Genomic DNA, 23,239 nt, shown 5'->3' on the forward strand with positions numbered 1-23,239 from the left:
ACAGGGCAGCCCGTTGCTTCCGGTAGCGCCAGCCTGCGGTGCCTCGCTCTCGCCTTACTGCCATGCTTGAAGGTATCCGGGGAGACTTCAACCGGAGGGTCGCGCTTGTTTGAGGATCACGGGAGTACACGGATCGATCTGGCCTGCCCGCATTGTCGACGGCTGTTCAAAGTCCGGCTGAGGAAGCTGCAATTCGGGGCCGATCTCACCTGCCGCCTGTGTCGGCACGAATTCTCGGCCCGGGATGTCGCCGAGCGGCCCGAGATTCGGGAGGCACTTGCACGGATGCACGGAATCGTCGCGCGGCGCGTGGGCTCCGTGAAAGCCGCCGGCGCTCCGGAGATCGCCGGCGAATGGGATGAGAACTCGTATTCCCGCCTGACGCTTCGGACCGAGCGGACGGCAGAGAGCCCGAAATAGAGCCGGTTCGGTTCCGGGAGCGACGCGCTCATCTCAGAAGAGAGGCCGGCTAGGCGCTTCGACCGCGAAGATAGCCTTTTGCCGCCTGAGCCGTGGCGGCGCATTGCGGCGATACGCTCGTCAGCACCTCCTCCGGGGCGGCCCTGCCGAGCCAGATATCCAGAGCCGTGACCGCAACCCAGCCCGGTTCAGCCGCCGCGCGGCGGGCGAGGGCCGGAATCGCCGCATCGGCGCATGCCCTGACATCCGCGATGACGGCCTGGGGAGCACGGGCTTCTGCGAGGCGCTTATTCATTTCAGCCTGCAGCGGATCGACAATCAGCACATTAACGATGAAAGCCAGGACCTCGTGGATCATCTCCACCTCCGTCGCCGGCAGCCAGATCGAGAACGATCCGACATCACGTAAGTGCCGGCGTGGCTTACGTCAGAGGGGCCCGGATCAGGGGGCCCCCTCAAAATATGGATCGCCAGCCAGGGTTCAAGGTGTGAGGTGAGCAACGGCTCCCTGTCGCAAGATCGCGGCATGCCGAGGAACGGCGAGATGACGCGTTGTTTACCTCCTGTGAGGTACGCTAAAAGCACAGCGGTTTCGGATGCCGCGACCGCCGCAAGAAGCGTGGTGCCGGCCTGGGGTATAGACAATGACGGACATGGATGAGATGAAGAATGTCATTGTCGCGACCGTTCGCGACGAGGAACTGGCCTCGTCGGCCTGTTGCGAAATCGACGGCTACGCCAAGCTGTGGCCTTTCGTCTTCATGGTCAACGATTGGGATATCTGGAACAAGGGAAAAACTGCGCTCAAGCCCGACGTCTTGCATTGGCTTGAGGACTTCGGCGATTCGTACGACCTGCACCTGTTCCGCAGCGGTGGAGGCCTCTTCGGGTTCAAGACTCGAGACGCGGCCTCTCGGTTCGAGCTGAGATGGTCCCGGAAGAGGTCTGCGACGCGAGCCCACGCGATAGCCGCTCCCGACCAGGACTGGAACCCGCATCCTGTCAACTGCACCTTCGAGGCCCCTTACCTCGGTGCGGCTTAGCCCATGTTGAGCGGCTCGCCGGGTCCGTACAATACGTAAGGAAGATCCGGGCAAGCGCCGTTTCTTGACCTCCCGTCTGTTCTGTGTTTGTTCTCTATCGGAACAAACATGAAAGGCGAACCGAACCGTGATTCATCCTGAAGCAACCCGTAAACTTACCGCGGCCCGTGTGCCCGAACACCGGGGAGAGGCCACGCAGCGAATGCTCGCGAAGGCCGAGCAGATGATCAGAAATCTGCAGGACAGGGTCGCCGACCAGAAGCGACAGATTCGCGATCTCCAGGGCCAGCTAAGGCATGAGGAGGGTCTTGCCACCATGCGAGAGGGGCTGAAATCCGAGATTGTCGAGCTGAAGGGCGAGATCAGAGAGCTGACGCGAGCCAACCGGGAGCAGGTCGAGAAGCTTGAGGCGCTGCGGGCCGAGAACATGAAGCTGAAGGCTGGAGCGAAGGCCCAACGGCGGAGCGTCTGAACCGCCATCTCCGAGAATGCCTGGCTCCACGTGACGTCACTCGGGCAATCCGGTCGACGCTCTCCAGCGCCGCGTGTTGGCCGATCTGCTGCCGGTTTCAGGGGAGCGTCGGCAACCCTGAGGACGTCGACAGGCCCAAGCTCGTTCGGGGAGGCTCCTGCATTCCTCGGGAGCGGCCCTGCTCCTATCGTCTGGCTCGGCTGGCACGGCCGACAGGGATAAGGTCGGAGATGGGACGCGCAGTGCTACTGAATGAAACGCCTTCTTGCAAAATATTACCTCCACTTGGGCACAGGCGTTGTTGTTCTGGGCATCCTCGCGGTTTCGGCCCATATCCTTTGGAGCGACCGCCTCGACACGTGGCGTCAGGCAGAGCAGTCTTCGCAGAATCTGCTGACCGCACTGGCACGGGATCTCGGCGGCAATATCGGTCTCCTTGATCTAACGATACAGGGCGTGATTCAGGGCCTGAACGACGAACAACTGCACGGCCTTGGCCCCGAGCTTCGGCATCATATGCTGTTCGATCGGGCTTCTACGGCAAGCTACTTGGAGTCCCTGCTCGTTCTGGACGAGGCCGGCGACGTGGTCGCGGATGCGCAGGCCGTCACGCCCCGCTCCGCCAATTTCAGCGACCGTGACTATTTCCTGGTTCATCGGCAGCACGAGGACACGGGATTGTATATCAGCCGCCCCTTCAGGAGCAGGCTGCACAACGACAGCATGAGCATTGCCATCTCGCGGCGCTTCTCTCATCCGGACGGCCGGTTCGCGGGCGTGGTGATGGGAGTCATCTCGCTCAGCAAGATCCACCAGTTGTTTCAGGACCTGAGGCTCGGCTGGGACGGAACCATCAATCTCTTCCGTAATGATGGAATCCTGCTGATGCGAAAGCCTTTCGACGAGAGTCAGATCGGTCAGGATTTCGGCTCCTCTCCCCATGTCCAGAAGCTCCTTCATGGGCGACCCGCGACCTTCGAGTCCCTCTCGCCGATCGACGGAATTCGCCGTGTCATCTCATTCGGGCAGCTCGGCGGGCTGCCTCTCGTTCTGACCGTAGCTCTCTCTGTCGATGAAGTCTTTGCGGCTTGGACGCGAAAGGCCCTCATCCTGAGCCTCATGACGGGGCTGCTGTGCTTGGCCGTCGTGGGCTTGACGGCCCTGTTCCGCGGCGAGTTGAAACGACGCAAGCGAGCCGAGACCAAGCTGAGGCGGCTCGCTCGAACCGATGATCTGACTGGCCTGCCCAATCGCCGCGCGTTTCGTGAGGCATTCGAGCGGGAGTGGCGACATGCGGTTCGCTCGCAGACGCCGCTTGCGCTGCTGTATGTCGATGCCGACTTCTTCAAGGATTTCAATGATCAGTACGGGCATAGCCAGGGCGACGAGGTTCTCCGCGCGATCGCCAGCACCGTGGACGCCACCATCCGGCGTCCCCGCGATATGGCCGCCCGCCACGGCGGGGAGGAGTTCGCCGTCATTCTCCCAGAGACCGATCTGGCGGGAGCTCGAACCATCGGTGAGAACATCCGTCGAGCCGTCAAGGATCTCAACCTTGTTCATGGGAAGAGCCCTTATCGGGTGGTGACGGTCAGCATCGGGGTGGCAGCGGTTCGACCGACACGGGACAGCGCGAGAGATGGGCTCCTCGAAGCGGCGGACCAAGCCCTGTACGGTGCGAAAGCAGCAGGCCGGAACTGCATTCGCGAGGCTCACGCAGCGACGCCCGGCTCTGAAGGCATGGCGCTTTCGCAGATTGTTGCCCAATAAGAAAAAGAAGCGCCCGAAGGGCGCTTCAAGGTCCCGGTCCGCAGGGGCAAAGGGAGCCGGGGAACTCAAGGATTCGAATTTCGGGTCAGCCCGCCGCCTGGAGTTTGTCGGCGGCCGACAGGTGCTTCTGCAATTCGGCAACGAGCATGACGTAGGGCAGTCGCCGCTCCCGGTGCCTGATCATCAGGCTTTCGGCGATCTGTTTCTTCAAGGCCGGGTCCGTCCTGCTGTTTTCCAGCCGCTGTACCTCGTGACGGTATTCGAAATCGAGGTTGGACAAAGTGCGGGCCGTGTCCTGCAAAAGAGCGCTGAGATCAAATCGTCTGCCTGCGCCGACAACCAAGCGGTCGAGCGCGGACGGACCATGCTGCGAGTTCGACATTGTTCCACTCTATCTTATCGTTGGCGTACCTGTGGTTCACGCTCCACAGAGCGGGGCGAGGGCCCAGCGGGGCCGAGGCTTTGGCGGGCGCTTCCGAACGATCCTGTTCCATCGCTGTCCCTGCTCACCAAAGTCGATATCCCTCATGATTTGGAGGTTGATAAATATTTGGACGATATGGCTAAGGTTTCGTGCCTAATGTGCTGATCGATATATGCGTTCAGCGCCCGAAGTCTGTTAGAAATCCGACAGATCTATTAACTCTTTGGTGGTACGTGGCTACCCACATCGCTCTCGTGCCGTCTGGAGTTGTTCGGCCCCCTGCCGATCACGCGCGTTGGCGTTTGAAGAAGCGCCGTTTGCGGATACATCCCGAGGGCGCCTGCATCTCGTCTTCCGAGCGATCGGGCGTCCATGGTTCCGGCGAGGCTCGGATGAGGAGGCGGAGAATGCAACTCAGCGAAACGGCCTGCGAGATCCTCGACTTCTTTCGTAAAACACATCGCAAACCCGGTGCCCGCATGACAGTGGCAACGCTTGATGCCCGTTTCGGCACGGACCCCGCTGTCGCCGTGGCCTTATCCGAGCTGACCCAGCTCGGATACGTGACCACGCCCGATGCCGGGACGGTCGAGCTGACGGATCGCGGCTTCGATGCCGTTCATCGCGGTGGCTATCGGTCCGAGGCAGGTCCGGATGATCCGCACGCCCCCAGGCGGAACGGAGGCTGACGAACGCCGTCCGCTTGACCGCGGACCTGTGCCTGTCAATCCCAGGCGAGCGCGCCTCCGCTTTGATAATCGATGACGCGGGTCTCGAAGAAGTTCTTCTCCTTCTTCAGGTCCATTGCCTCCGACATCCACGGGAACGGGTTTTCGGCCTCGGCGAAGACCGACCGCAGCCCGAGCTGCGCGCAGCGCCGGTTGGCGATGAAATGCATGTACTGCTCGCACAAGACCGCGTTCAGGCCGAGCAGGCCGCGCGGCATCGTATCCCGCCCATAGCGGGCTTCGAGTTCGGCTGCCTCGAGCAGCATCTGCCGGACTTCCTCCTGGAATTCCGTCGTCCATAGATGCGGGTTCTCGATCTTGATCTGGTTGATGACATCGATGCCGAAATTGAGATGGATGCTCTCGTCGCGCAGGATGTATTGATACTGCTCGGCGATGCCCACCATCTTGTTGCGACGGCCCAGAGCCAGGATCTGGGCGAAGCCCGTGTAGAACCACATGCCCTCGAAGACGACATAGAAGGCAATGAGGTCGCGCAGGAAGGCCTGATCCGCCTCCGGCGTGCCCGTGGCGAAGGAGGGGTTCTCGATGCCCTGCGTGTGCCTGAGCGCCCAGGCCGCCTTGTCGGTGATCGAGGGAACCTCCCGGTACATGTTGAAGAGCTCGCCCTCGTCGAGGCCGAGGCTCTCGACGATGTACTGGAAGGTATGGGTGTGGACCGCCTCCTCGAAGGCCTGCCGCAACAGGTACTGACGGCATTCCGGGTTGGTGAGATGGCGATAGATCGCCAGCACGATATTGTTGGCCACCAGACTCTCGGAGGCGGCGAAGAACCCGAGATTGCGCTTGACCATTCGCCGCTCGTCGTCGGTCAGTCCGTCGCGCGATTTCCAGAGCGCGATATCGGCCTGCATGGAGACTTCCGTGGGCATCCAATGGTTGTTGCAGGCGGCGAGGTATTTCTCCCAGGCCCATTTGTATTTGAGCGGCAGCAATTGGTTCACGTCGGCGCGGCAGTTGATCATCGCCTTCTCATCGACGCTAACGCGCGCACCGCTGCGGTCGATCGATCCTAATCCTGTTGTATCCGCAGCATGGGGCAATGGGATTGCGGCGGACGAGGAAGCACCCTCAGGGGCATTCCAGTTGAGCATTGAAAACCTCGAACAAAGGGAGAGAGGCCGTGCAGAGGGCTTCGAAACAGCGCGGCCGTGAGTAAAACAGGGTGGGGAGAGCTCGCGATTACTGGCAGGCTTCGCAGGTGGGATCGTCGAGCGAGCAGGACATCACATCGGTGCCAGCCTGGACCGGAGCTACCGGAACGCTGGTCAGCTTGCCGTCGATGCCTTTGAGCGTCGATTTCTCCACGTGGGTCGCTGCGGTGGCGCGCAGGTAGTACGTCGTCTTCAGGCCGCGCTCCCAGGCAAGCCGGTACATGGCATCGAGCTTCCGGCCGTTCGGCTGGGCGATGTAGAGGTTCAGCGACTGCGCCTGATCGATCCACTTCTGCCTTCGCGCGCCCGCCTCGATCAGCCATTTCGGCTCGATCTCGAAGGCCGTCGCGTAGAGCGCTTTGAGATCGTGGGGGACACGATCGATGGCGGCAAGGCTGCCGTCGAAGTATTTGAGGTCCGCGATCATCACCTCTTCCCAGAGCCCGCGGGCCTTGAGGTCATGCACGAGCGCTGGGTTCACCACCGTGAAGTCGCCCGACATGTTGGCCTTGACGTAGAGATTGCGGAACGTCGGCTCGATGGATTGCGACACGCCGCAGATGTTGGCGATGGTCGCGGTGGGCGCGATCGCCAGCACATTGGAGTTGCGCATGCCCACCCGCATGACCCGCTCCCGCAGAGGCGCCCAGTCGAGGGTGGACGAGCGGTCGAGATCGAGGGCACCGCGAGCCTCGGCGAGCCGTTCGAGGGAATCGAGCGGCAGGATGCCCTTCGACCAAAGCGAACCCTCGAAGCTGGGGTATCGGCCGCGCTCGGCCGCCAGATTGCAGGAAGCCGCGATCGCGTGGAAGCTGATCGCCTCCATGCTCTCGTCGGCAAAGGCGACGGCTCCTTCGGACGCGACCGGCAAGCGCAAGGTATGGAGCGCATCCTGATAGCCCATGAGGCCGAGGCCGACGGGGCGGTGGCGCAGGTTGGAGCGGCGTGCTTCCGGGATCGTGTAGAAGTTGATGTCGATCACGTTGTCGAGCATCCGCATGGCGGTGCTGACCGTACGGGCCAAGCGCTCTTGGTCGATGCCCTGCGAGGTGACGTGGCGTGCGAGATTGACGGAGCCGAGATTGCAGACAGCAACCTCGTCGAGGGAGGTGTTGAGCGTAATCTCCGTGCAGAGATTGGAGGAGTGAACGACTCCCACATGGCCTTGCGGCGAGCGGATGTTGCAGGGATCCTTGAACGTGATCCACGGGTGCCCGGTCTCGAACAGCATCGTCAGCATGCGCCGCCACAGATCGACGGCTCGGACCTGGCGGAAGACCTTGATGCCGCCCTGCGCAGCCCTGGCCTCATAGGCCTCATACGCCTGCTTGAACGCCGGTCCGTAGAGATCGTGGAGGTCAGGCGTCTCATCGGGGGAGAAGAGGGTCCAGTTCCCGTCCTCGGCGACGCGCTGCATGAACAGGTCCGGAATCCAGTTGGCCGTGTTCATGTCATGTGTGCGACGGCGGTCGTCGCCCGTGTTCTTGCGCAGATCGAGGAACTCCTCGATATCGATGTGCCACGTCTCGAGATAGGCGCAGACCGCTCCCTTGCGCTTGCCGCCCTGATTCACAGCAATGGCGGTGTCATTCGCGACCTTGAGGAACGGCACGACGCCCTGGCTCTCGCCGTTCGTACCCTTGATGTGCGCGCTGAGCCCGCGGACAGGCGTCCAATCGTTGCCGAGCCCGCCCGAATACTTGGCTAGCAGTGCATTGTCCCTCACGGCCTTGAAGATCCCGTCGAGATCGTCCGGCACCGTTGTCAGGAAGCAGGAGGAGAGCTGTTGCCGTGTTGTTCCGGCATTGAACAGAGTTGGCGTGGAGGTCATGAAGTCGAACGACGACAGGAGATCGTAGAAGGCGATCGCCTTCTCCTCCCGGTCGATCTCGCGCAGAGCGAGGCCCATCGCGACCCGCATGAAGAACGCCTGCGGCAGCTCGAATCGGGTTCCCGCGACATGCAGGAAATAGCGGTCGTAGAGCGTCTGGAGCCCGAGATATTGAAAGGTGAGATCACGCTCCGGCTTAAGCGCCGCAGCGAGCTGGCCCAGATCGAAGCGTGCGAGTTCCGGATCGAGCAATTCGGCCGCGATCCCCTTCTTGACGTAGGCGGGAAAGTACTCGGCATAGCGTTCCGCCATCTCGGCCTGGCTTGCCTGCTGTCGTCCGCCATGGACGGAGCCGAGCGCCTCTCGGCGCAGGCTGTCCAAGAGGAGGCGGGCGCTGACATAAGCATAGTCCGGTTCCCGCTCGATCAGCGTGCGGGCCGCGAGGACGGGCGCCAGGGCGAGCTCGGCTTCGGTGATGCCGTCATAGAGGTTGCGGCGCGTCTCCGCCAGGACGGCCTCGGGCGATACATCCTTGAGGCCCTCGCAGGCCTCCGCCACGAGAGATCGGATCCGATCGATGTCGAGGCGGGTCCGCGTGCCGTCCGCCAGCATCATGTGGAGGCCGGGCTCGTCAGGGGTGGTGGCGGGCGCCATCTGGCTCCGTTCGGCCGCGCGCTGCTCACGATAGAGGACATAGGCCCGCGCCACCTTGTGATGCCCACCGCGCATCAGCGCGAGCTCGACCTGATCTTGAACCTCCTCGATATGGAAGGTGCGTCCGGTACCGGCCCGGCGGGTCAGAGCCGAAACCACCTCCGACGTCAGGGCCGCGACAATTTCGTGGATTCGGCGCGAGCCGGCGGCCGTCGAGCCCTCGACGCTCAGGAACGCCTTGGCCAGGGCCACTCCGATCTTCGAGGCGTCGAAGGGAGTGACGCTGCCGTTGCGGCGGATGATCCGGTGTCCCGTCTCGCGGCGGTTTGCGGGTTCCGCGGAAGCGACGGTGAAACCCGCCGGGGCGGCGGGAGCAAGAGAGAGTGTGGTGGACATTCGGCAACCCCAAATGTTGGGGGCATGGGCCGAGGAACGCGTTTTGGCGCCCGCGCGTGAGCATGCGGCGCACAAAGCGATCCATCGGGGCACCCCGCCCGAGGACATGATCGACAGCCTTGGGCAGGTCTCCTGGCTCGCGGGTCGTCGCCTTCTGCCGGCCTTCCCGGTGATGGTTCACCAGTGACGTAAAATGGCAGGTGGCTCGTCGCTTACAGTTGCGGGGGCAGCCCCGGATTCGCCTCGCGGCTCACCGGATTCCCTCTTAGCTCCGGAATGTTGTCCGGAGACCCATGACTACAACATATGGTGCATGTGGTGGTGGAGAGGTCAACATAGAGGGTTGCCGCCTCAGGCAATGTCCCCAGGTTCTTTGCGCGGCTTCCGCCGGAAGCCGCGCGATACGAAGCTGAGGAAACACCTTTCTGGCCTCCTCGCATGGAACAGGGCAGATGGGCTTTTGACTTCTGCTCGGTGAGATTGCTATTGCGTTCATGATCTGCCCCGGTTCGCTGAAAACGTGCTTCCGGCTGGCGCGATCGTGTCAGTTTTGATCCCGCACGGAGAAAGCCTGATCGCCTCACCGGGGCACGGAGATTCAGCGGCGCAGGCTTCCGCTCCAGAGCAATAAGGTCGCAGATTTTGGACGCCTCGTTCTGGATGCCGCTCGTCATGAAGATGCTGACCAGCGCGGCTATCGTCGTCGTCGCCTCGCTCGTCGTGGAGCGAAGCGGCCCGTTCCTGGGGGCCATGATTGCGACATTGCCCATTTCGGCAGGTCCGGCCTATGCGTTCCTCGCGCTCGATCATGGTTCGGATTTCATCGCGGCGAGCGCCCTGGCGGGTCTGTCCGTCTCGGCGGTGACGGTGATCTACATGATCGTGTATGCCGTCGCCGCACAGAAATCGGGAGCGATCGCGAGCGTCGGCACGGCCCTTGCGGTCTGGGCTACTGCGATCTGGCTCGTTCTCGGCGTCCAGTGGTCTCTCGGCGGCGCACTCGCCCTCAATGCGGGGGTCTATGCTCTTGCCATACCCATCGCGCGAAAATTCTCGGCGGCGGCCATGCCGGTTTCTCAGGCGAAACGCCCATGGGATATGCCTTTCCGGGCGGCGCTGGTCATGACCGTGGTGGGAGTGACGGTCATCGCGGGAAGAACGCTTGGACCTTCGATCGCTGCGGCGGCAGCCCTGGCTCCCGTCGTGCTCATGAGTCTGGCCCTGATCCTACACCCTCGCGTGGGAGGCGTCGCGGCAGCATCCGTCGTCGCCAATGGAGTGCCGGGCATGCTTGGTTTCATCGGCGCACTCACCCTGCTGCATCTCTGCGCGGTGAGGCTCGGGACCGCAGTATCGCTGATGCTGGCTCTGGGAGTGAGCTTCGGGTGGAATGCATCTCTGATCGCAGTCAGGCGGTGGCGTTTTCAGGCGCGGGCCAGCGTCTGATCATCCGTCAGCAATTTGGCCTTTGCGATCCTGCGACCGACGGTGGCTGCGTCTCTGTTCCGCCATTACTCCAAGGAAACTTTGCGCGATATAAGATGCTATTGATCGCGAAACGAACAGCCGATGATCGATTTTCGAAACATAGAAACATTCTTTTGGGCGGCAGCCCTCGGCAGCCTCAGGGCGGCCTCCGAGAAGCTCGGGACGACACAGCCTGCGGTCTCGCAGCGGATCGCGTCTCTGGAGGCTACCCTCGGCGTACGCCTGTTCGATCGCGATGCGCGCGGCGTGACGCTGACGGCCAAGGGCCAGGAGATGCTTTCGCACGCGGAAAGGATGATGCAGGCGCGCCGCGACATGCTGAAAGCGGCTCAGGATCAGAACGTGATGAGCGGAACGATCCGAATTGGCGTCGCGGAAACCATCGTGCAGACTTGGCTGTCGACGTTTATCGAGGAGGTGCACGGCGCCTATCCGGCACTTGTTCTGGAGATCGAAGTCGACAGCACGCATGTGCTTCGCTCTCACCTGATGTCGCGAAAGATCGATATCGCATTCCTGATGGGTCCGGTCCTTGAGGAGCGCGTCGAGAACCTGCCGCTATGCACCTATTCGCTCTCATGGGTCGCCAGCCCGACGCTGGGCCTAGGGGATGGTCGAGTTACGTTGGAACGTGTCGCAGAATTGCCGATCATCACTCATCCGTCCAGCAGCAGTCCTTATCAAATGGTGCGCGATATGCTCATGCGCGCCGGGGTGAAGACGCCCAGGATGTACGGCAGTGCCCCTGTGTCGATGATCGTTCGCATGGCGTTGGACGGCATTGGAACCGCTGTGATCACGCCGGTGTTCCTTGACCGGGAGCTGGCTTCCGGCGAACTTCAGATCCTAGACGTGGAAAGTGATCCGCTTCCGGATCTGAGTTTTACCGCGAGCTGGATCGATGGCCTTGAAAGCCGCTCGATGAGGTCGATCGCCACGCTCGCGCAAGAGGTCGCCGTTCGAACCGGAGGCCGGGCGCCAAGAGGGTATAAGTAGCGTTTATACCCCGTATTAAAACATACGAATAGACAAGCCGAAGGTTCCTGAGATGCAATGTGCCGGGGCTGAGGAACGACAGCTAGGTATAGAAGCGTGAAGCGCACCATGGCAGCACCACTGTCTCGGTAAGCGCCTGAAGTCTCTTGAAGCCTCAACGGCAGAGACGCTCCGTGACGACCTGCATGTGTCTTCGCTCAGCAGCAATACTGAACCAGAGGATGACACATCATGAAAAGAATCGCTTATGCCGTCGGTACCGCCGCCTTGCTTGGCCTCTCTGGCGTGGCGCTGGCTCAGGAGCTGCCGAAGACTCATCTCCGGATCGTCGGAGGTCTCAGCAATCTCACAGCCTACAACGATTTCGAGAAGCCGTTCTGGACAAAGACGATTCCCGAACGCTCCAACGGTCAGGTCACGGCGGAGATCAAAGGCTTCAATGAAATGGGTCTCAAGGGCCCCGAAATTCTCCGCCTGATGTCGCAGGGCGTCATCCAGTTCGGCACGGCGACGCTTTCCTATTTCGCCAGCGACAATCCGATCAACGAGGCGATCGATCTCGCAGGCCTTGCGCCCGACGTGAAGACCGCGCGTGAGGTCACGGAGGCGTTCGAGCCGGTCTACGCGAAGTTCTACGGTGAAGGCTCGCGCGTGAAGCTCCTGGGCATCTCCACCTATCCGGCGCAGGTTCTGTTCTGCAACGCGGAGGTGAACGGCCTCGCTGACCTGAAGGGCAAGAAGGTCCGCACGAGCAGCCGCACCCAGGCCGAGTTCGTGGAGGCCTTCGGCGGTTCGAGCGTGACGATGGCTTTCGGTGAAGTGGTGCCGGCGCTGCAGAACAAGGTCGTCGATTGCGCCATCACCGGTTCGCTGTCGGGCTATTCCGCAAAGTGGTACGAAGTCTCGACACATCTCTATGCACTGCCGATCAACTGGAACCAGCAGATCCACGCTGTCAACCAGGCGGCCTGGGACAAGCTCGATCCGAAGGTTCAGGAGTTCATCCAGACCAACATCAAGACCCTCGTTGATGATATCTGGAAGGCCGCGGCGGAGCAGACCCAGCAGGGTTACGACTGCAATACCGGCGCAGACGCGTGCACTCTGCCCGTCAAAGGCAAGATGAAACTGGTCCAGCCGACCGATGCCGACCGTGCACTTCTGAAGAAGGCGCTGCAGGACTCCATTCTGCCGAAGTGGGCCGCACGCTGCTCGGCCGATTGCGTGCAGAGCTTCAACGACACGATCGGCAAGAAGCTGAACGTCACAGTCTCCAAGTAAAGCAGTGAGGTGCGCCGGATCCACTTCAGGTCCGGCGCACCTTTCTCGTTTAGCCGGCGATCCTACGATCCAATGCGGCGCATGAGCGTGCCGAAAAGGGTATTCTGATGGCACCAAACACACGTCCTTCCTTCCTCGGCAGCCTGATCGGCGCAGCCGAGCATATGTCTCGCTGGGCCGTATGGTTCGGCGGAGCATTGACGATCGGCAGCGTGCTGCTGATCTCCTTCGATGTCATCGTCCGTAAATTTTTCGGTTTCAGCACCGGTGGCGCCGACGAATTGTCGAGCTATGCCTTCGCGATCAGCACCTCATGGGCGCTCGCCTTCGCAACGCTCCAGCGCGCGAACGTTCGCGTCGACGTGATCTATCAGTATCTGCCCGTTCGTGTATCGGCCGTCCTGGATTGGCTCTCCCTCGTGGCGCTCGGCGTCTTCATGGCCGTGATGACCTTCTATGCCTATGACGTCGCCGCGACCTCATGGATGCAGAACTCCGCCGCCAACACGCCTCTGGCAACGCCGCTTTACATTCCGCAGGGGCTTTGGCTGCTCGGCTTGATCTGGATGTGCATGGTCCTGGCTCTGATGCTGCTCAGGGCCTCCGTCGCACTGGTCACGGGCCGTATCGACGATCTCAAGGCCATCGCGGGCGTCCGCTCGAGCCAGGAAGAAGCCGAAGAAGAAGCCGCCGCAGGCGAGCGCATGGTGAAGGGTTAAAGCGTTATGGTTGCCACTGCACTCATCCTCCTGCTCGTTCTGATCGGGTTGAGCATTCCTGTGGGCGCAGCCCTCGGTGTGCTCGGACTGATCCTGGATCCGCTCTATTCCATGCTGCCCCTGACCCGCGCAATCGGCGAGCTGGCGTGGAGCACGAACAACGAATTCCTCATGGTGGCGGTGCCTCTCTTCATCCTGCTGGGAGAGGTTCTGCTGCGGGCCGGATTCGCCGAGCGCATGTACGGCGCCATGAGCCTTTGGCTGTCTTGGCTGCCCGGCGGCCTGATGCACGCGAATATCGGGGCCTCGACCCTGTTCTCGGCGACATCGGGGTCGAGCGTCGCCACCGCCGCGACCGTCGGTACGGTCGCAATTCCGCAGATCAAACGGTATGGCTACAACGAGCCGCTCTTTCTCGGCAGTCTCGCAGCGGGCGGCACCCTCGGCATCCTGATTCCGCCTTCGATCAATCTCGTGATCTACGGGGTTCTCACCAATTCGTCGGTTCCCAAGCTCTATCTAGCGGGTATCATCCCGGGCTTCCTGATGGCGGGCTTGTTCATGCTGGTGATCGTTGTCAGCTGCATCGCGAAGCCGTCCTGGGGTGGGCACAAGATCCGCGCAAGCTGGGGCGAGCGGATCAAGAGTCTAGTACACCTTGCACCGCCGCTTGGAATCTTCTTCCTCGTCGTGGGATCGATCTATGCCGGCCTCGCCACGCCGACGGAAGCGGCCGCTCTGGGCGTGTCCGGCGCTCTCATCCTCGCTGCGTGGTTTCGCCGGTTAACCTGGACGATGCTGCGCGAGTCCATCGAGGGGACGATGCGGTCGACGGCGATGATCATGCTGATCGTGATCGGCGCCGCCTTCCTGAACTTCATCATGTCGGCCACGGGCCTCACGGACGCGATCACCGGTTCGATCACGGGACTGGGACTTTCGCCAGGCTGGATGCTGCTGATCATCATCATCTTCTACCTGATCCTCGGCTGCTTCATGGAGACCCTCTCCATGATGATCACGACGATCCCGATCGTGGCCCCGATCATGTTCGCCCTCGGCTATGACCCGATCTGGCTCGGCATCATCATCATCGTTCTGGTCGAGGCCGCTCTGATCACGCCTCCTGTGGGGCTCAATCTCTTCGTCGTGCAGAGTCTGCGCAAGAGCGGCTCCATGGGCGCCGTGATCACGGGAGCGCTGCCCTTCGTGCTGGCGATGTTCATTCTGCTCGCTCTGCTGTCGTTCTTCCCGGGCCTGGCGCTCTGGCTCCCGACCGTCTTCAGCTGAGCGCTTGCTCTCAATCTCCGTTTTTCAACTCTTATGGATTGACCATGAAACTTTCCTTCAAAGCTGAAAGCCAGTCGGGCTCCCGCGCGGTCGACGTCGAGATTTCGTCCCTCGTCGTCGCGGGCTGGGCCGGGCGTGACCAGCATGCCATCGAGCATCACATCGAGGAGCTGTTCGCCATCGGCGTGCCGCGTCCGAGCTCGGTGCCGCTTTACTATCGTGTCGCGGAGAACCAGCTGACCCAGGCGTCGCACATTCAGGTCGTGGGCGGCGAGACGTCCGGCGAGGTGGAAACCTTGGTTTTCGAGGCAGGCGGCGAGCTTTACGTCAGCATCGCCTCCGATCATACGGACCGTAAGCTCGAGACGCACAGCGTCGCCCTGTCCAAGCAGGTCTGCGCGAAGCCGGTTGCCGCCGAGGCGTGGCTTTACTCCGATGTGGCCGAATACTGGGACGAACTCATTATCCGGTCGTATATCCAGGAGAATGGCGAGCGCGTGCTCTACCAGGAAGGCACGCTCGCGTCGCTCCGACCGCCGCTGGAGCTGATCTCGGGCTTTACAGGCGGAAATGCGCTCCCCGAAGGAGTCGCCATGATCTGCGGTACGATGGGAGCGAAGGGGGGCATCCGCCCGGCGCCGTCCTTCACCATGGAGCTTTTCGACCCGCGCCGTGGTCGCACCTTGAGCCATAGCTATGATATCGAGGTTCTGCCGGAAGTCGCTTGATCCGGGATCCGATGCAGCTCCGCACGATGGTTGATGAAACATGACTTCGACAGTGAACGAACAGCAGCAGGCGCTCGCAGAGGGCCGCACCACGTCATTGGCCCTGACGGAGGAGGCGCTGGCCCGCGCAACCGATCCGGCCGGGGAGGGCGCGCGCGTCTTCACGAAGCTCTATCCGGAGGCGGCTCGCGCCGCAGCCCAGGCGTCTGACATCCTGCGCAAGGCCGGGCTGGTCCGCTCGCCCATCGACGGCCTCACCGTTTCGATCAAGGACCTGTTCGACGTCGCGGGCGAAGTCACCATGGCAGGCTCCGTCGCGCGCGCCGGTGAGCCGACGGCCGCGGAGGATGCGGTCGTCGTCAAGCGCCTGCGCGCTGCGGGCGCCGTGATCGTGGGCCGCACGAACATGACCGAGTTCGCCTATTCGGGCCTCGGCCTCAACCCGCACTATGACGTGCCGCGCAACCCCTGGGATCGCAAGACCGGGCGCATTCCCGGCGGCTCGTCGTCCGGCGCCGCGGTCTCCGTGACCGATGGAATGGCCGTTGCGGGAATCGGGTCGGATACCGGCGGATCAGTTCGCATTCCCGCGGCGCTCTGTGGCCTCGTCGGGTTCAAGCCGACGGCTGAGCGTGTGCCCATGACAGGCGTTCTGCCGCTCTCGTTCAGCCTCGATTCCATCGGAGCTATCGCGCCTTCCGTCGCGTGCTGCGCCGTTCTCGACGCCATCATGGCCGCAGACGAAGAGCCGCTGCCGCGTCCGGCCGATCTCGGCAAGCTCCGGTTCGCCGTGCCGACGACCCTGGTGCTGGAGGGGATGGACAAGGATGTCGCGCGCGCGTTCGAACAGGCACTCGCAAGCCTTTCGGCGTCCGGTGCGCGGATCGATGAGATCGCCGTCCCTGAATTCACCGAACTCGCGGCGATCAACGCCAAGGGCGGCTTTACGGCGGCCGAGTCCTGGGCCTGGCACCGGGACCTGATCGAGCGGGCGGCCGATCGCTACGATCCGCGTGTGGTTTCGCGGATCCGCAGGGGCAAGGACATATCCGCCGCCGACTACCTCGACCTGCTCGAAGCCCGCAAGGCCTGGCGAGCAAATGTCGAGGCCCGCATCCAGGGCTACGACGCGCTGCTGCTCCCGACGGTCCCTGTCGTCGCTCCCGCCATTGCGGAGCTCGCCGCGAATGACGATGTCTATTATGCGACGAACGGGCTGATCCTGCGCAATCCGACGATGATCAACTTCCTCGATGGAGCCGCCCTGTCGGTCCCATGTCATGCGCCCGGCGAAGCTCCGGTCGGTCTGATGATCGCAGGACCCGCTGGCGCCGACCGCAGGATCCTCGCCATCGGCATGGCCGTCGAAGCCCTGCGCGCGCAGTCGCGGGCCTAACTGATACTCTGGCAGAAGGATCGATGATGTCTGGAACGATCTCCAACGATGCCGCCTACAAAGCCCGCCTGGATGCCCGAGCCGGCATCCTGACCGGGCCGACTGCGAATCTGGCTCCGGGGCATGTTCAGGCGAACCTCGCCATTCTGCCCGAGGATCTCGCTCATGACTTCCTCCGCTTCTGCCAGCGCAACCCCAAGCCGTGCCCGCTGATCGCCGTGTCCGAAACGGGCGATCCCTTCCTGCCGGATCTGGGCCGGGATATCGACATCCGGACCGATGTGCCGCGATACCGGGTGTGGCGGAACGGCGAGCTCGTCGGCGAGCCTACGGAAATTCGGGACCTCTGGAACGACAAGCTCGTCGCCTTCCTGATCGGCTGCTCGTTCTCCTTCGAGGAGGCCATGCTGGCGGACGGCCTGCCGGTGCGCCACATCGAACAGGGCTGCAACGTGCCCATGTACCGGACGAACGTGCCGACCGTGGCGACGGGACCCTTCTCAGGGCCCCTCGTGGTCTCCATGCGCCCGCTGAAGGCGGCCGATGCGATCCGCGCCGTGCAGGTGACGTCCCGCTTCCCCTCGGTTCACGGCGCTCCGGTTCATCTGGGTGATCCTTCGCTGATCGGGATTGCCGATATCGGCAACCCCGATTACGGCGATGCTGTCGAGATCCGCGAAGGCGAGATCCCGGTCTTCTGGGCCTGCGGCGTCACGCCTCAATCGGTGATCGCCAATGTCCGTCCCGAGTTCTGCATCACGCACGCACCGGGCCACATGCTTGTCACCGACCTTCTGAACTCCTCGATCGCGGTGCTCTGAAAGAGCCCGCATCGAATGGGAAATCGGCAAAGCCGCTGGCGCCTGGTCAGCGGCTCCCGATACGGCGCATCTGCTTCGCCTTCACAGCTCCGTCTCGGAAACCGGCGTCGTCTTGGTGTCGCTGGATGTCGCATCCTTTACCGTGATCCGGACGATGTGCCTCTCCACCTTGCCGCTGGCGGACCTGACCTCGTAGCCCACTTCGTCGGCTCCCTTGTAGCCCGGGCCGGCCTTGTAAAAGATGCCCTGCGCCGTTGCCTCGAGCTTGGGGCAGCGGGAGATTCGTCCGGCTTTGAGCTTTCCGCTGCGCACGTTCAGCTCCCCATGTTTCGGTGGCGTCACCACGCGAATCGTCGGCAGCGATCCGGAAGTGCAGTCCTTCTGCACATTGCCATAGACCCCGAGGCGATGCTGCCGGCCCGCTGTCACCTCGGTACTGCGATAGGCGCTGCTCTGAGCCATGACGGCGCCGTTGGACATGACGAGCGTTCCGGCAAGGACGGAAGCTGCGGCGAGAGACTTCAGAACGGCCATTCGGGGCTCCTTTTCTTTGAGATGACGGTGAGACGGAGGGATGGCGCGTGGCATCCCTCCGCGCGCTTTTAAGGCTGCGGCTTAACGGAAGATCCGGCCGCCTTGCGCCGGGCGGCCCGCCGCGAGAGCATGTTCAGGCCCTCGATTAGAGCGGAGAACGCCATCGCGGCATAGATGTAGCCTTTTGGCACATGGGCACCGAAGCCTTCTGCGATGAGCGTCGTGCCGATCATCAGCAGGAACCCCAGCGCCAGCATCACCACCGTAGGATTGTCGTTGATGAATCGGGCGAGCGGATTGGCGGCGAGCAGCATCGCCGCCACTGCGACGATCACCGCGATCACCATGATGGCCACGTGGTCCGTCATGCCCACCGCCGTGATGATGCTGTCGAGGGAGAAGACCAAATCGAGCAGCAGGATCTGGGTGATCGCTGCGCCGAACGTCATGGTCGCCTTGGCCGTGTCGAACACGTCATCGGACGGCGTGGGGTCCACGTTGTGATGGATCTCCTTCGTCGCCTTCCAGACGAGGAAGAGACCGCCGCCGATCAGGATCAGGTCGCGCCAGGAGAAGGCATGCCCGAACAGCGTGAAGATCGGTTCGGTCAGGGTGACGATGATCGCGATGGTGCCGAGGAGGCCCAGGCGCAGGATCAACGCCAGACCAATGCCGATGCGGCGCGCCTTCGAGCGCTGGTGCTCCGGCAGCTTGTTGGTGAGGATCGAGATGAAGATCAGGTTGTCGATGCCGAGCACCACCTCCATCACGACGAGGGTTGCCAGCGCCACCAGCGCGGCCGGATCGGAGATCCAGGCAAGGTCCATTGAATGTTCCTTTCGGTCCTGTGAGCAGGATGAGATTGGTTCCGCGGGCGAGTCGCGGGCAGTTCTAGGCGGCTCTGTCCATTGCGGCGGTCCAGCGGACCGACAACGCAGACGGCTTGAGAACCGATGCAGTCATGAGGCCAGCGGGTTTCCTCATCCCAGGATGCTCCAAAGCTGCGCGAGAAACGCGTTGATGCCGACGATGATGGCCGAGGAGATCGCCGCCAGGATCAGGAGGCTGCCGAGCGCTGCGAGCCAGCCCACGAGCGTGGCCAGGCCGTCCCGCTCCAGGTTGCCGAGCGCGAAGGCCGTGATGGCGAAAGCCGGAGGCATGTTGCCGAATGGGATGGGCAGGAAGAGGATGATCGCGAGCAGAAGGCAGGCGGCCCCCACGATGCGCTCCGGAGCCGAGTGAAGCAACACGGTGAGACGCGGTCGCAGGAAGCGTTCCGACCGGTTCAGGGCAGGGCTGAGCTTTGTCGTCAGCAGGACGAAGAAGTCGCGGGAGATCGAACGCTCACAGATGAAACGGGGCATCCACAAGGTCGGGCGCCCGAGCATCAGCTGGCTCGTGACGAAGAGGAGAGGGGCTCCCAGCACCGCCGACATGCCGGGCGGAAGCGGCAGCACGTTGGGAGCGGCGAACAGAAGCATCAGGGCGCCGAAAGCCCGGTCGCCGAACGCATCGAGCACGTCGCCGATGCTGATGGTCGGGCTGGGCCGGCCGGCGAGATCCCTCAGGACCTCGGAGAACCGTTGTCGGGACACCCCGCCGTCGTTCGGTGCGACGACGGCGGGGAGACGACTCGAAGGGTCGGGCATGGTTCTGTCTATGGTCTGGAATGAAGCGGTGTTCAGACAATTCTGCCGGCGTCTCGCACCGGCAGAATGGCAGTTTCTGGGGAGTGGGCGCAGGCCCAAAATCTTCTCGGCGCGACGCCCGCTTCGGGTCAGATCTCCTCGTCGAAGCCGAAATCCCCGCCGTCGTCGAAGCCTTCGGCTGCCGCCTGCTGCGGCTCGGCCTGGCCCGCATCGGCCGCATTGGCCTCGCCGCCACCTGAGAAGGCGTTGGCGATCATGTTGCCGAGCAGCACGCCGCCGGCAACGCCCATGGCAGTCTGCGCTGCGCCGGCCAGGAAGCCGCCGCCTCCACGCTGTTGCGCCATGCCACCCATCATGCCAGGGGCCATGTGACCAGGAGCCATGTGAGGCGCCATGCCCTGCACGGGCTGCGGCTGATAAGGCTGATGCGGCTGCGGGCGCGGCTGTCCACCGCCGAACAGGCCCGACAGGAACCCACCACCGCCGGCCGGGCGACTGGCGAGCTCCTGCTCGAGTTGCTGGATCCGGCCTTGGGCGGCGCTTAGGGCCTGCTCCTGCACCACGATGGTCTGGGCCATGTAGTACGGCGCGTTCGGCTGCTGGCCGATCCGGGAGCGGATGAACTCCGCCGCCTGCGCGTCCGGGGGCGTGGACTGGTGCTCGACCTGGGCAATCTTGCCGAAGAGCTGCTCAATGGCCTGACGGTCCTGATGATCCATGAAAATCGATCCTTTCTGGCAATGGACGGTGCTTACTCTTCCCGCTGCCCGGTGAGACTCAGCAGCAGCTGGAACAGGTTGACGAAGTTCAGGTAGAGGGAGAGGGCGCCGAATACGGCCATCTTACCGTTCGCCTCATGGCCGAAGCCCTCGGCGTATTGCTCCTTGATCGTCTGTGTGTCGTAGGCGGTCAGGCCTGTGAACACGAGCACGCCGATGATCGAGATCGCGAACTGAAGCGCGCTCGACGCGAGGAAGATGTTGACCAGGGAGGCGATGATGACGCCGATCAGGCCCATGACCAGGAACGAGCCGAACTTAGAGAGATCACGCTTGGTGGTGTAGCCGTAGAGGCTCGTGGCGCCGAACATGGTCGCCGTGATGAAGAAGGTGCGGGCGATGCTCGCGCCGGTAAAGACGAGAAACACCGACGCCAGCGACAGGCCCATGACTGCCGAGAAGGCGAAGAAGGCCGTGCGTGCGGAGGCCGCCGACATGCGGTCCATGCGGAACGAGAAGAAGAAGATGAAGGCCAGGGGCGCCAGCATCACGACCCATTTGAGCGGAGTCTTGAAGATCGGCACGTAGAGGGCCGGGGTCGAGGCGACGAAGAAGGCCACGAGCCCTGTCACCACGAGACCGATGCCCATGTAGTTGTAGACCCGCAGCATATGCTGGCGCAGGCCCTCGTCGAAGAGGGCGCCGCTGGTGCGGGCCGTGGCGGTCTGCCAAGCATAAGGTGTGTTCATGAGTATCTCCGAGGTTTAGTGAAGCTTGCGGGACAGCCGGAGGGCCGCCCGTTCAAGGGCTTTGTCGCTGCCGGTTCCGGTCAGCGCATAGGCGAGCTGGCCGGTCTGCCAGTACACGGCCTTTGCCGTGTCGAAGCGGGCGAGCGTGGGGGCGATCACGTTGAAGGCCGAGGTCTGCGCGGCGAAGAGGGACACTCGGCCGAGATCGCCCGCATCGATGGCGATCTCGATGCTGTGGCCATATCTGGACGGGAAGACCTGCGCGTCGCGGACGTGCCAATCCTTGGGCAGCGACGGAAGCTGGATCCCTGTCTCGGTCAGAATCTCGGCGGGATCGTAGGCTCCGACACCGGTCTGCGAGGTCATCCGGGCGCGCAGAAGACCCGTTTCGTGGGAGTGCAGAGCGTCTTCCACGAAGGCGGGTGGCTTAGGCGAGGCCTCACTGTCGGAGATTCCAAGACCGACTTGCCCGTGGGCGAACCAGCCGAAGCCGATGAGCGCCGCGACGGCGGCCACCCGGCGGAGCTTCAGCCCGAATGTATGCCACGCGAGAGCGCGCTCGAGCCGGATCGCCGATGCAAACATCGATTCCGCAGGGCGGGGCAGGGGAGCCGCATGGAGCAGCCGGAGAGCGTCACGAGCCTTCAAGTCGGCCATGACCCGCGCGGCGGCTTCCGGATCGCGGGCAAGGTGCTCCTCGACCTCGATCCGCCTGGCAGGGTCGAGCTGGTCATCCACATAGGCGAGAAGGTCCGCTTCGGTGATAGCGTCAGACATTGGATCCTCCTACGATGCGCAGGCTCGGCCGCTTGGAGCCGGGCGCCTGCGAAAGACCGGTTCCCGCCTCGAATCCCCGTAGCGTCGCGCGGGCGCGACCCAGGCGGGACATGAGGGTTCCGACAGGGATTTTCAGGGCATTCGCAGCGTCCTGGTAGGACAGGCCCTCGATGGCCACGAGATGCAGGGCGGCACGCTGCTCATCCGGCAGGCTCATGAATGCGGCCTGGACCTGCTGAAGCCGCACGCGGCTTTCCTGTTCGGGTGGAGCCGCCGTATCGGCGAGGGTGGCCGCCTGCTCCAAACGGCGAAATTCGGCAACGCGACGGCGCCGGGTGTCGATGAAGGTGTTGTGCAGGATCGAGAGCAGCCAGCCGCGCAGATTGCCACCGGAGCGGAAGGAGCCCCGCCGCTCATAGGCGCGGACAAGGGTATCCTGCACCAGGTCCTCCGCCTGCGTCTCGTCCCGCACAAGGGAACGGGCGTAGCGCCGCAAGGGCTCCAGCAGTCCGATGACATCCGTGTGCTTGGCGTCGTTCATGTGAGGTATACGATGCTGGTCCGCGTCTTCATCCGGAGCGGATCTCGAAAAATTTTCATTCCGCGGTTTTGATCACGGCGCGCTCGGGTCGAGCGCTTCCTCTCCCGCTCCGCAGGGAGCCGGAACGACGTTGTGGCCGAACTGTTCAGGTGGAGGGGAAATCCGGTCGCAAAGGCGTGCATGGCCCTCGACAGGTAGGATGTCGGGATGCGTTACCGAAAGGAGAGCAGAATCCATCGTCGGATCCTCCAGTTGCAGTCGCGCTCGTGGGCGCAAGGGCAAGAGAAGGTGTCCGACATCGCGAGCGGCGACCCGCTCGCCAGAGGGGCCCGGACCCTAAGGCAAGGGTGAAATGGTGGGCGGCGGTACGATCTGCAAGGGGGTTGTTCCCGCTAGCAAGATCGATAACCTGCGCAACAGCATCTGACCGCAGGACCAGTTGAACGAAAGCGCATGTGGCTCAACCACATGCGCCTTGGGGCTCAAGCGTTCAGTTCTGCGGACGTGGGACAAGTCCCCCGTCGTTTTCTCTGGGTCGGCCTGGTCGGGTGGAGGGCACGGCGGAGCCGCGCGCCGGGGTCACCGGATCACCGCCCGCATCGCGCACCGGCGGCTGCCCGTCGAGCAGGTTGCGGATC

At 63.0% G+C, this 23,239-nt stretch carries 25 protein-coding genes and 1 riboswitch; of the genes, 13 read left to right on the top strand and 12 right to left on the bottom strand.

What is annotated here, in order from left to right:
• The first annotated feature begins 105 nt into the window (after nucleotides 1–105).
• Complete coding sequence (locus ACS5Q0_RS12430) at nucleotides 106–420, top strand: hypothetical protein (protein WP_473126947.1); 315 nt, start codon at nucleotides 106–108, stop codon at nucleotides 418–420.
• Between the two features lie 49 nt (nucleotides 421–469).
• Here the strand turns inward: ACS5Q0_RS12430 and ACS5Q0_RS12435 are convergent, their stop codons facing one another.
• Nucleotides 470–778, bottom strand: coding sequence for a hypothetical protein (locus ACS5Q0_RS12435; RefSeq protein ID WP_473126948.1), 309 nt, complete (start codon nucleotides 776–778; stop codon nucleotides 470–472).
• A 286-nt stretch (nucleotides 779–1,064) separates the two neighbouring features.
• Between ACS5Q0_RS12435 and ACS5Q0_RS12440 the strand changes: the two genes are divergently transcribed.
• The 3 genes from ACS5Q0_RS12440 to ACS5Q0_RS12450 all read left to right on the top strand — a co-directional run bounded on the left by ACS5Q0_RS12440 (nucleotide 1,065) and on the right by ACS5Q0_RS12450 (nucleotide 3,705).
• Nucleotides 1,065–1,463, top strand: a complete 399-nt coding sequence (locus tag ACS5Q0_RS12440; RefSeq protein WP_473126949.1) for a hypothetical protein — start codon at nucleotides 1,065–1,067, stop codon at nucleotides 1,461–1,463.
• A 127-nt stretch (nucleotides 1,464–1,590) separates the two neighbouring features.
• Entirely contained in the window at nucleotides 1,591–1,935 is a 345-nt protein-coding gene (locus tag ACS5Q0_RS12445; RefSeq protein WP_473126950.1) for a hypothetical protein, read from the top strand.
• A 252-nt stretch (nucleotides 1,936–2,187) separates the two neighbouring features.
• The gene (locus ACS5Q0_RS12450) at nucleotides 2,188–3,705 is read left to right on the top strand and encodes a sensor domain-containing diguanylate cyclase (RefSeq protein WP_473126951.1); all 1,518 of its coding nucleotides are present in this window, start codon (nucleotides 2,188–2,190) and stop codon (nucleotides 3,703–3,705) included.
• Between the two features lie 85 nt (nucleotides 3,706–3,790).
• Here the strand turns inward: ACS5Q0_RS12450 and ACS5Q0_RS12455 are convergent, their stop codons facing one another.
• Entirely contained in the window at nucleotides 3,791–4,087 is a 297-nt protein-coding gene (locus ACS5Q0_RS12455) for a hypothetical protein (protein ID WP_473126952.1), read from the bottom strand.
• A gap of 449 nt (nucleotides 4,088–4,536) precedes the next feature.
• On the opposite strand from ACS5Q0_RS12455, the gene ACS5Q0_RS12460 reads away from it, so the two are divergent.
• Entirely contained in the window at nucleotides 4,537–4,818 is a 282-nt protein-coding gene (locus tag ACS5Q0_RS12460) for a hypothetical protein (protein ID WP_473126953.1), read from the top strand.
• A 35-nt stretch (nucleotides 4,819–4,853) separates the two neighbouring features.
• Here ACS5Q0_RS12460 and ACS5Q0_RS12465 read toward each other — a convergent pair whose 3' ends face one another.
• Nucleotides 4,854–5,972 (bottom strand): ribonucleotide-diphosphate reductase subunit beta, encoded by a 1,119-nt coding sequence (locus ACS5Q0_RS12465; RefSeq protein WP_473126954.1) that lies wholly within the window; start codon nucleotides 5,970–5,972, stop codon nucleotides 4,854–4,856.
• 88 nt (nucleotides 5,973–6,060) lie between these two features.
• Nucleotides 6,061–8,913, bottom strand: coding sequence for a ribonucleoside-diphosphate reductase subunit alpha (locus tag ACS5Q0_RS12470; RefSeq protein WP_473126955.1), 2,853 nt, complete (start codon nucleotides 8,911–8,913; stop codon nucleotides 6,061–6,063).
• A gap of 105 nt (nucleotides 8,914–9,018) precedes the next feature.
• Nucleotides 9,019–9,223: riboswitch (cobalamin riboswitch) on the bottom strand.
• 362 nt (nucleotides 9,224–9,585) lie between these two features.
• Here ACS5Q0_RS12470 and ACS5Q0_RS12475 point away from each other — a divergent pair.
• The 8 genes from ACS5Q0_RS12475 (at nucleotide 9,586) to ACS5Q0_RS12510 (ending at nucleotide 17,632) form a co-directional block, all read left to right on the top strand.
• Nucleotides 9,586–10,359, top strand: coding sequence for a hypothetical protein (locus tag ACS5Q0_RS12475; protein ID WP_473126956.1), 774 nt, complete (start codon nucleotides 9,586–9,588; stop codon nucleotides 10,357–10,359).
• Between the two features lie 123 nt (nucleotides 10,360–10,482).
• The gene (locus tag ACS5Q0_RS12480; protein WP_473126957.1) at nucleotides 10,483–11,397 is read left to right on the top strand and encodes a LysR family transcriptional regulator; all 915 of its coding nucleotides are present in this window, start codon (nucleotides 10,483–10,485) and stop codon (nucleotides 11,395–11,397) included.
• Nucleotides 11,398–11,628: 231 nt separating this feature from the next.
• The gene (locus ACS5Q0_RS12485) at nucleotides 11,629–12,678 is read left to right on the top strand and encodes a TRAP transporter substrate-binding protein (RefSeq protein ID WP_473126958.1); all 1,050 of its coding nucleotides are present in this window, start codon (nucleotides 11,629–11,631) and stop codon (nucleotides 12,676–12,678) included.
• Nucleotides 12,679–12,785: 107 nt separating this feature from the next.
• Nucleotides 12,786–13,397 carry a TRAP transporter small permease subunit gene (locus ACS5Q0_RS12490; RefSeq protein ID WP_473126959.1) on the top strand — a complete coding sequence of 204 codons (612 nt, stop codon included), beginning with the start codon at nucleotides 12,786–12,788 and terminating at the stop codon, nucleotides 13,395–13,397.
• A gap of 6 nt (nucleotides 13,398–13,403) precedes the next feature.
• Complete coding sequence (locus ACS5Q0_RS12495) at nucleotides 13,404–14,687, top strand: TRAP transporter large permease (protein WP_473126960.1); 1,284 nt, start codon at nucleotides 13,404–13,406, stop codon at nucleotides 14,685–14,687.
• Between the two features lie 44 nt (nucleotides 14,688–14,731).
• A complete protein-coding gene (locus ACS5Q0_RS12500) occupies nucleotides 14,732–15,415 on the top strand; it encodes a DUF2848 domain-containing protein (RefSeq protein WP_473126961.1) in 684 nt (227 codons plus the stop codon).
• 40 nt (nucleotides 15,416–15,455) lie between these two features.
• Nucleotides 15,456–16,811: an amidase gene (locus tag ACS5Q0_RS12505; RefSeq protein WP_473126962.1), complete on the top strand. Its 1,356-nt coding sequence runs from the start codon at nucleotides 15,456–15,458 to the stop codon at nucleotides 16,809–16,811.
• Between the two features lie 23 nt (nucleotides 16,812–16,834).
• The gene (locus tag ACS5Q0_RS12510; RefSeq protein ID WP_473126963.1) at nucleotides 16,835–17,632 is read left to right on the top strand and encodes a putative hydro-lyase; all 798 of its coding nucleotides are present in this window, start codon (nucleotides 16,835–16,837) and stop codon (nucleotides 17,630–17,632) included.
• Nucleotides 17,633–17,713: 81 nt separating this feature from the next.
• Here the strand turns inward: ACS5Q0_RS12510 and ACS5Q0_RS12515 are convergent, their stop codons facing one another.
• The 8 genes from ACS5Q0_RS12515 to ACS5Q0_RS12550 form a co-directional block, all read right to left on the bottom strand.
• A complete protein-coding gene (locus ACS5Q0_RS12515; RefSeq protein ID WP_473126964.1) occupies nucleotides 17,714–18,166 on the bottom strand; it encodes a 4-aminobutyrate aminotransferase in 453 nt (150 codons plus the stop codon).
• Nucleotides 18,167–18,234: 68 nt separating this feature from the next.
• Nucleotides 18,235–18,993 carry a TerC family protein gene (locus tag ACS5Q0_RS12520; RefSeq protein WP_473126965.1) on the bottom strand — a complete coding sequence of 253 codons (759 nt, stop codon included), beginning with the start codon at nucleotides 18,991–18,993 and terminating at the stop codon, nucleotides 18,235–18,237.
• A gap of 153 nt (nucleotides 18,994–19,146) precedes the next feature.
• Nucleotides 19,147–19,815, bottom strand: coding sequence for an exopolysaccharide biosynthesis protein (locus ACS5Q0_RS12525; protein ID WP_473126966.1), 669 nt, complete (start codon nucleotides 19,813–19,815; stop codon nucleotides 19,147–19,149).
• 128 nt (nucleotides 19,816–19,943) lie between these two features.
• Entirely contained in the window at nucleotides 19,944–20,534 is a 591-nt protein-coding gene (locus ACS5Q0_RS12530) for a DUF2076 domain-containing protein (RefSeq protein ID WP_473126967.1), read from the bottom strand.
• 32 nt (nucleotides 20,535–20,566) lie between these two features.
• A complete protein-coding gene (locus tag ACS5Q0_RS12535) occupies nucleotides 20,567–21,283 on the bottom strand; it encodes a Bax inhibitor-1/YccA family protein (RefSeq protein WP_473126968.1) in 717 nt (238 codons plus the stop codon).
• A 15-nt stretch (nucleotides 21,284–21,298) separates the two neighbouring features.
• A complete protein-coding gene (locus ACS5Q0_RS12540) occupies nucleotides 21,299–22,060 on the bottom strand; it encodes an anti-sigma factor (RefSeq protein WP_473126969.1) in 762 nt (253 codons plus the stop codon).
• Nucleotides 22,053–22,601 (bottom strand): sigma-70 family RNA polymerase sigma factor, encoded by a 549-nt coding sequence (locus tag ACS5Q0_RS12545; protein ID WP_473126970.1) that lies wholly within the window; start codon nucleotides 22,599–22,601, stop codon nucleotides 22,053–22,055. The genes ACS5Q0_RS12540 and ACS5Q0_RS12545 overlap by 8 nt, the downstream gene beginning before the upstream one ends.
• A gap of 72 nt (nucleotides 22,602–22,673) precedes the next feature.
• Nucleotides 22,674–22,838 (bottom strand): hypothetical protein, encoded by a 165-nt coding sequence (locus ACS5Q0_RS12550; protein WP_473126971.1) that lies wholly within the window; start codon nucleotides 22,836–22,838, stop codon nucleotides 22,674–22,676.
• Between the last annotated feature and the right edge of the window lie 401 nt (nucleotides 22,839–23,239).

It is taken from the genome of Microvirga sp. HS2, assembly GCF_055792805.1.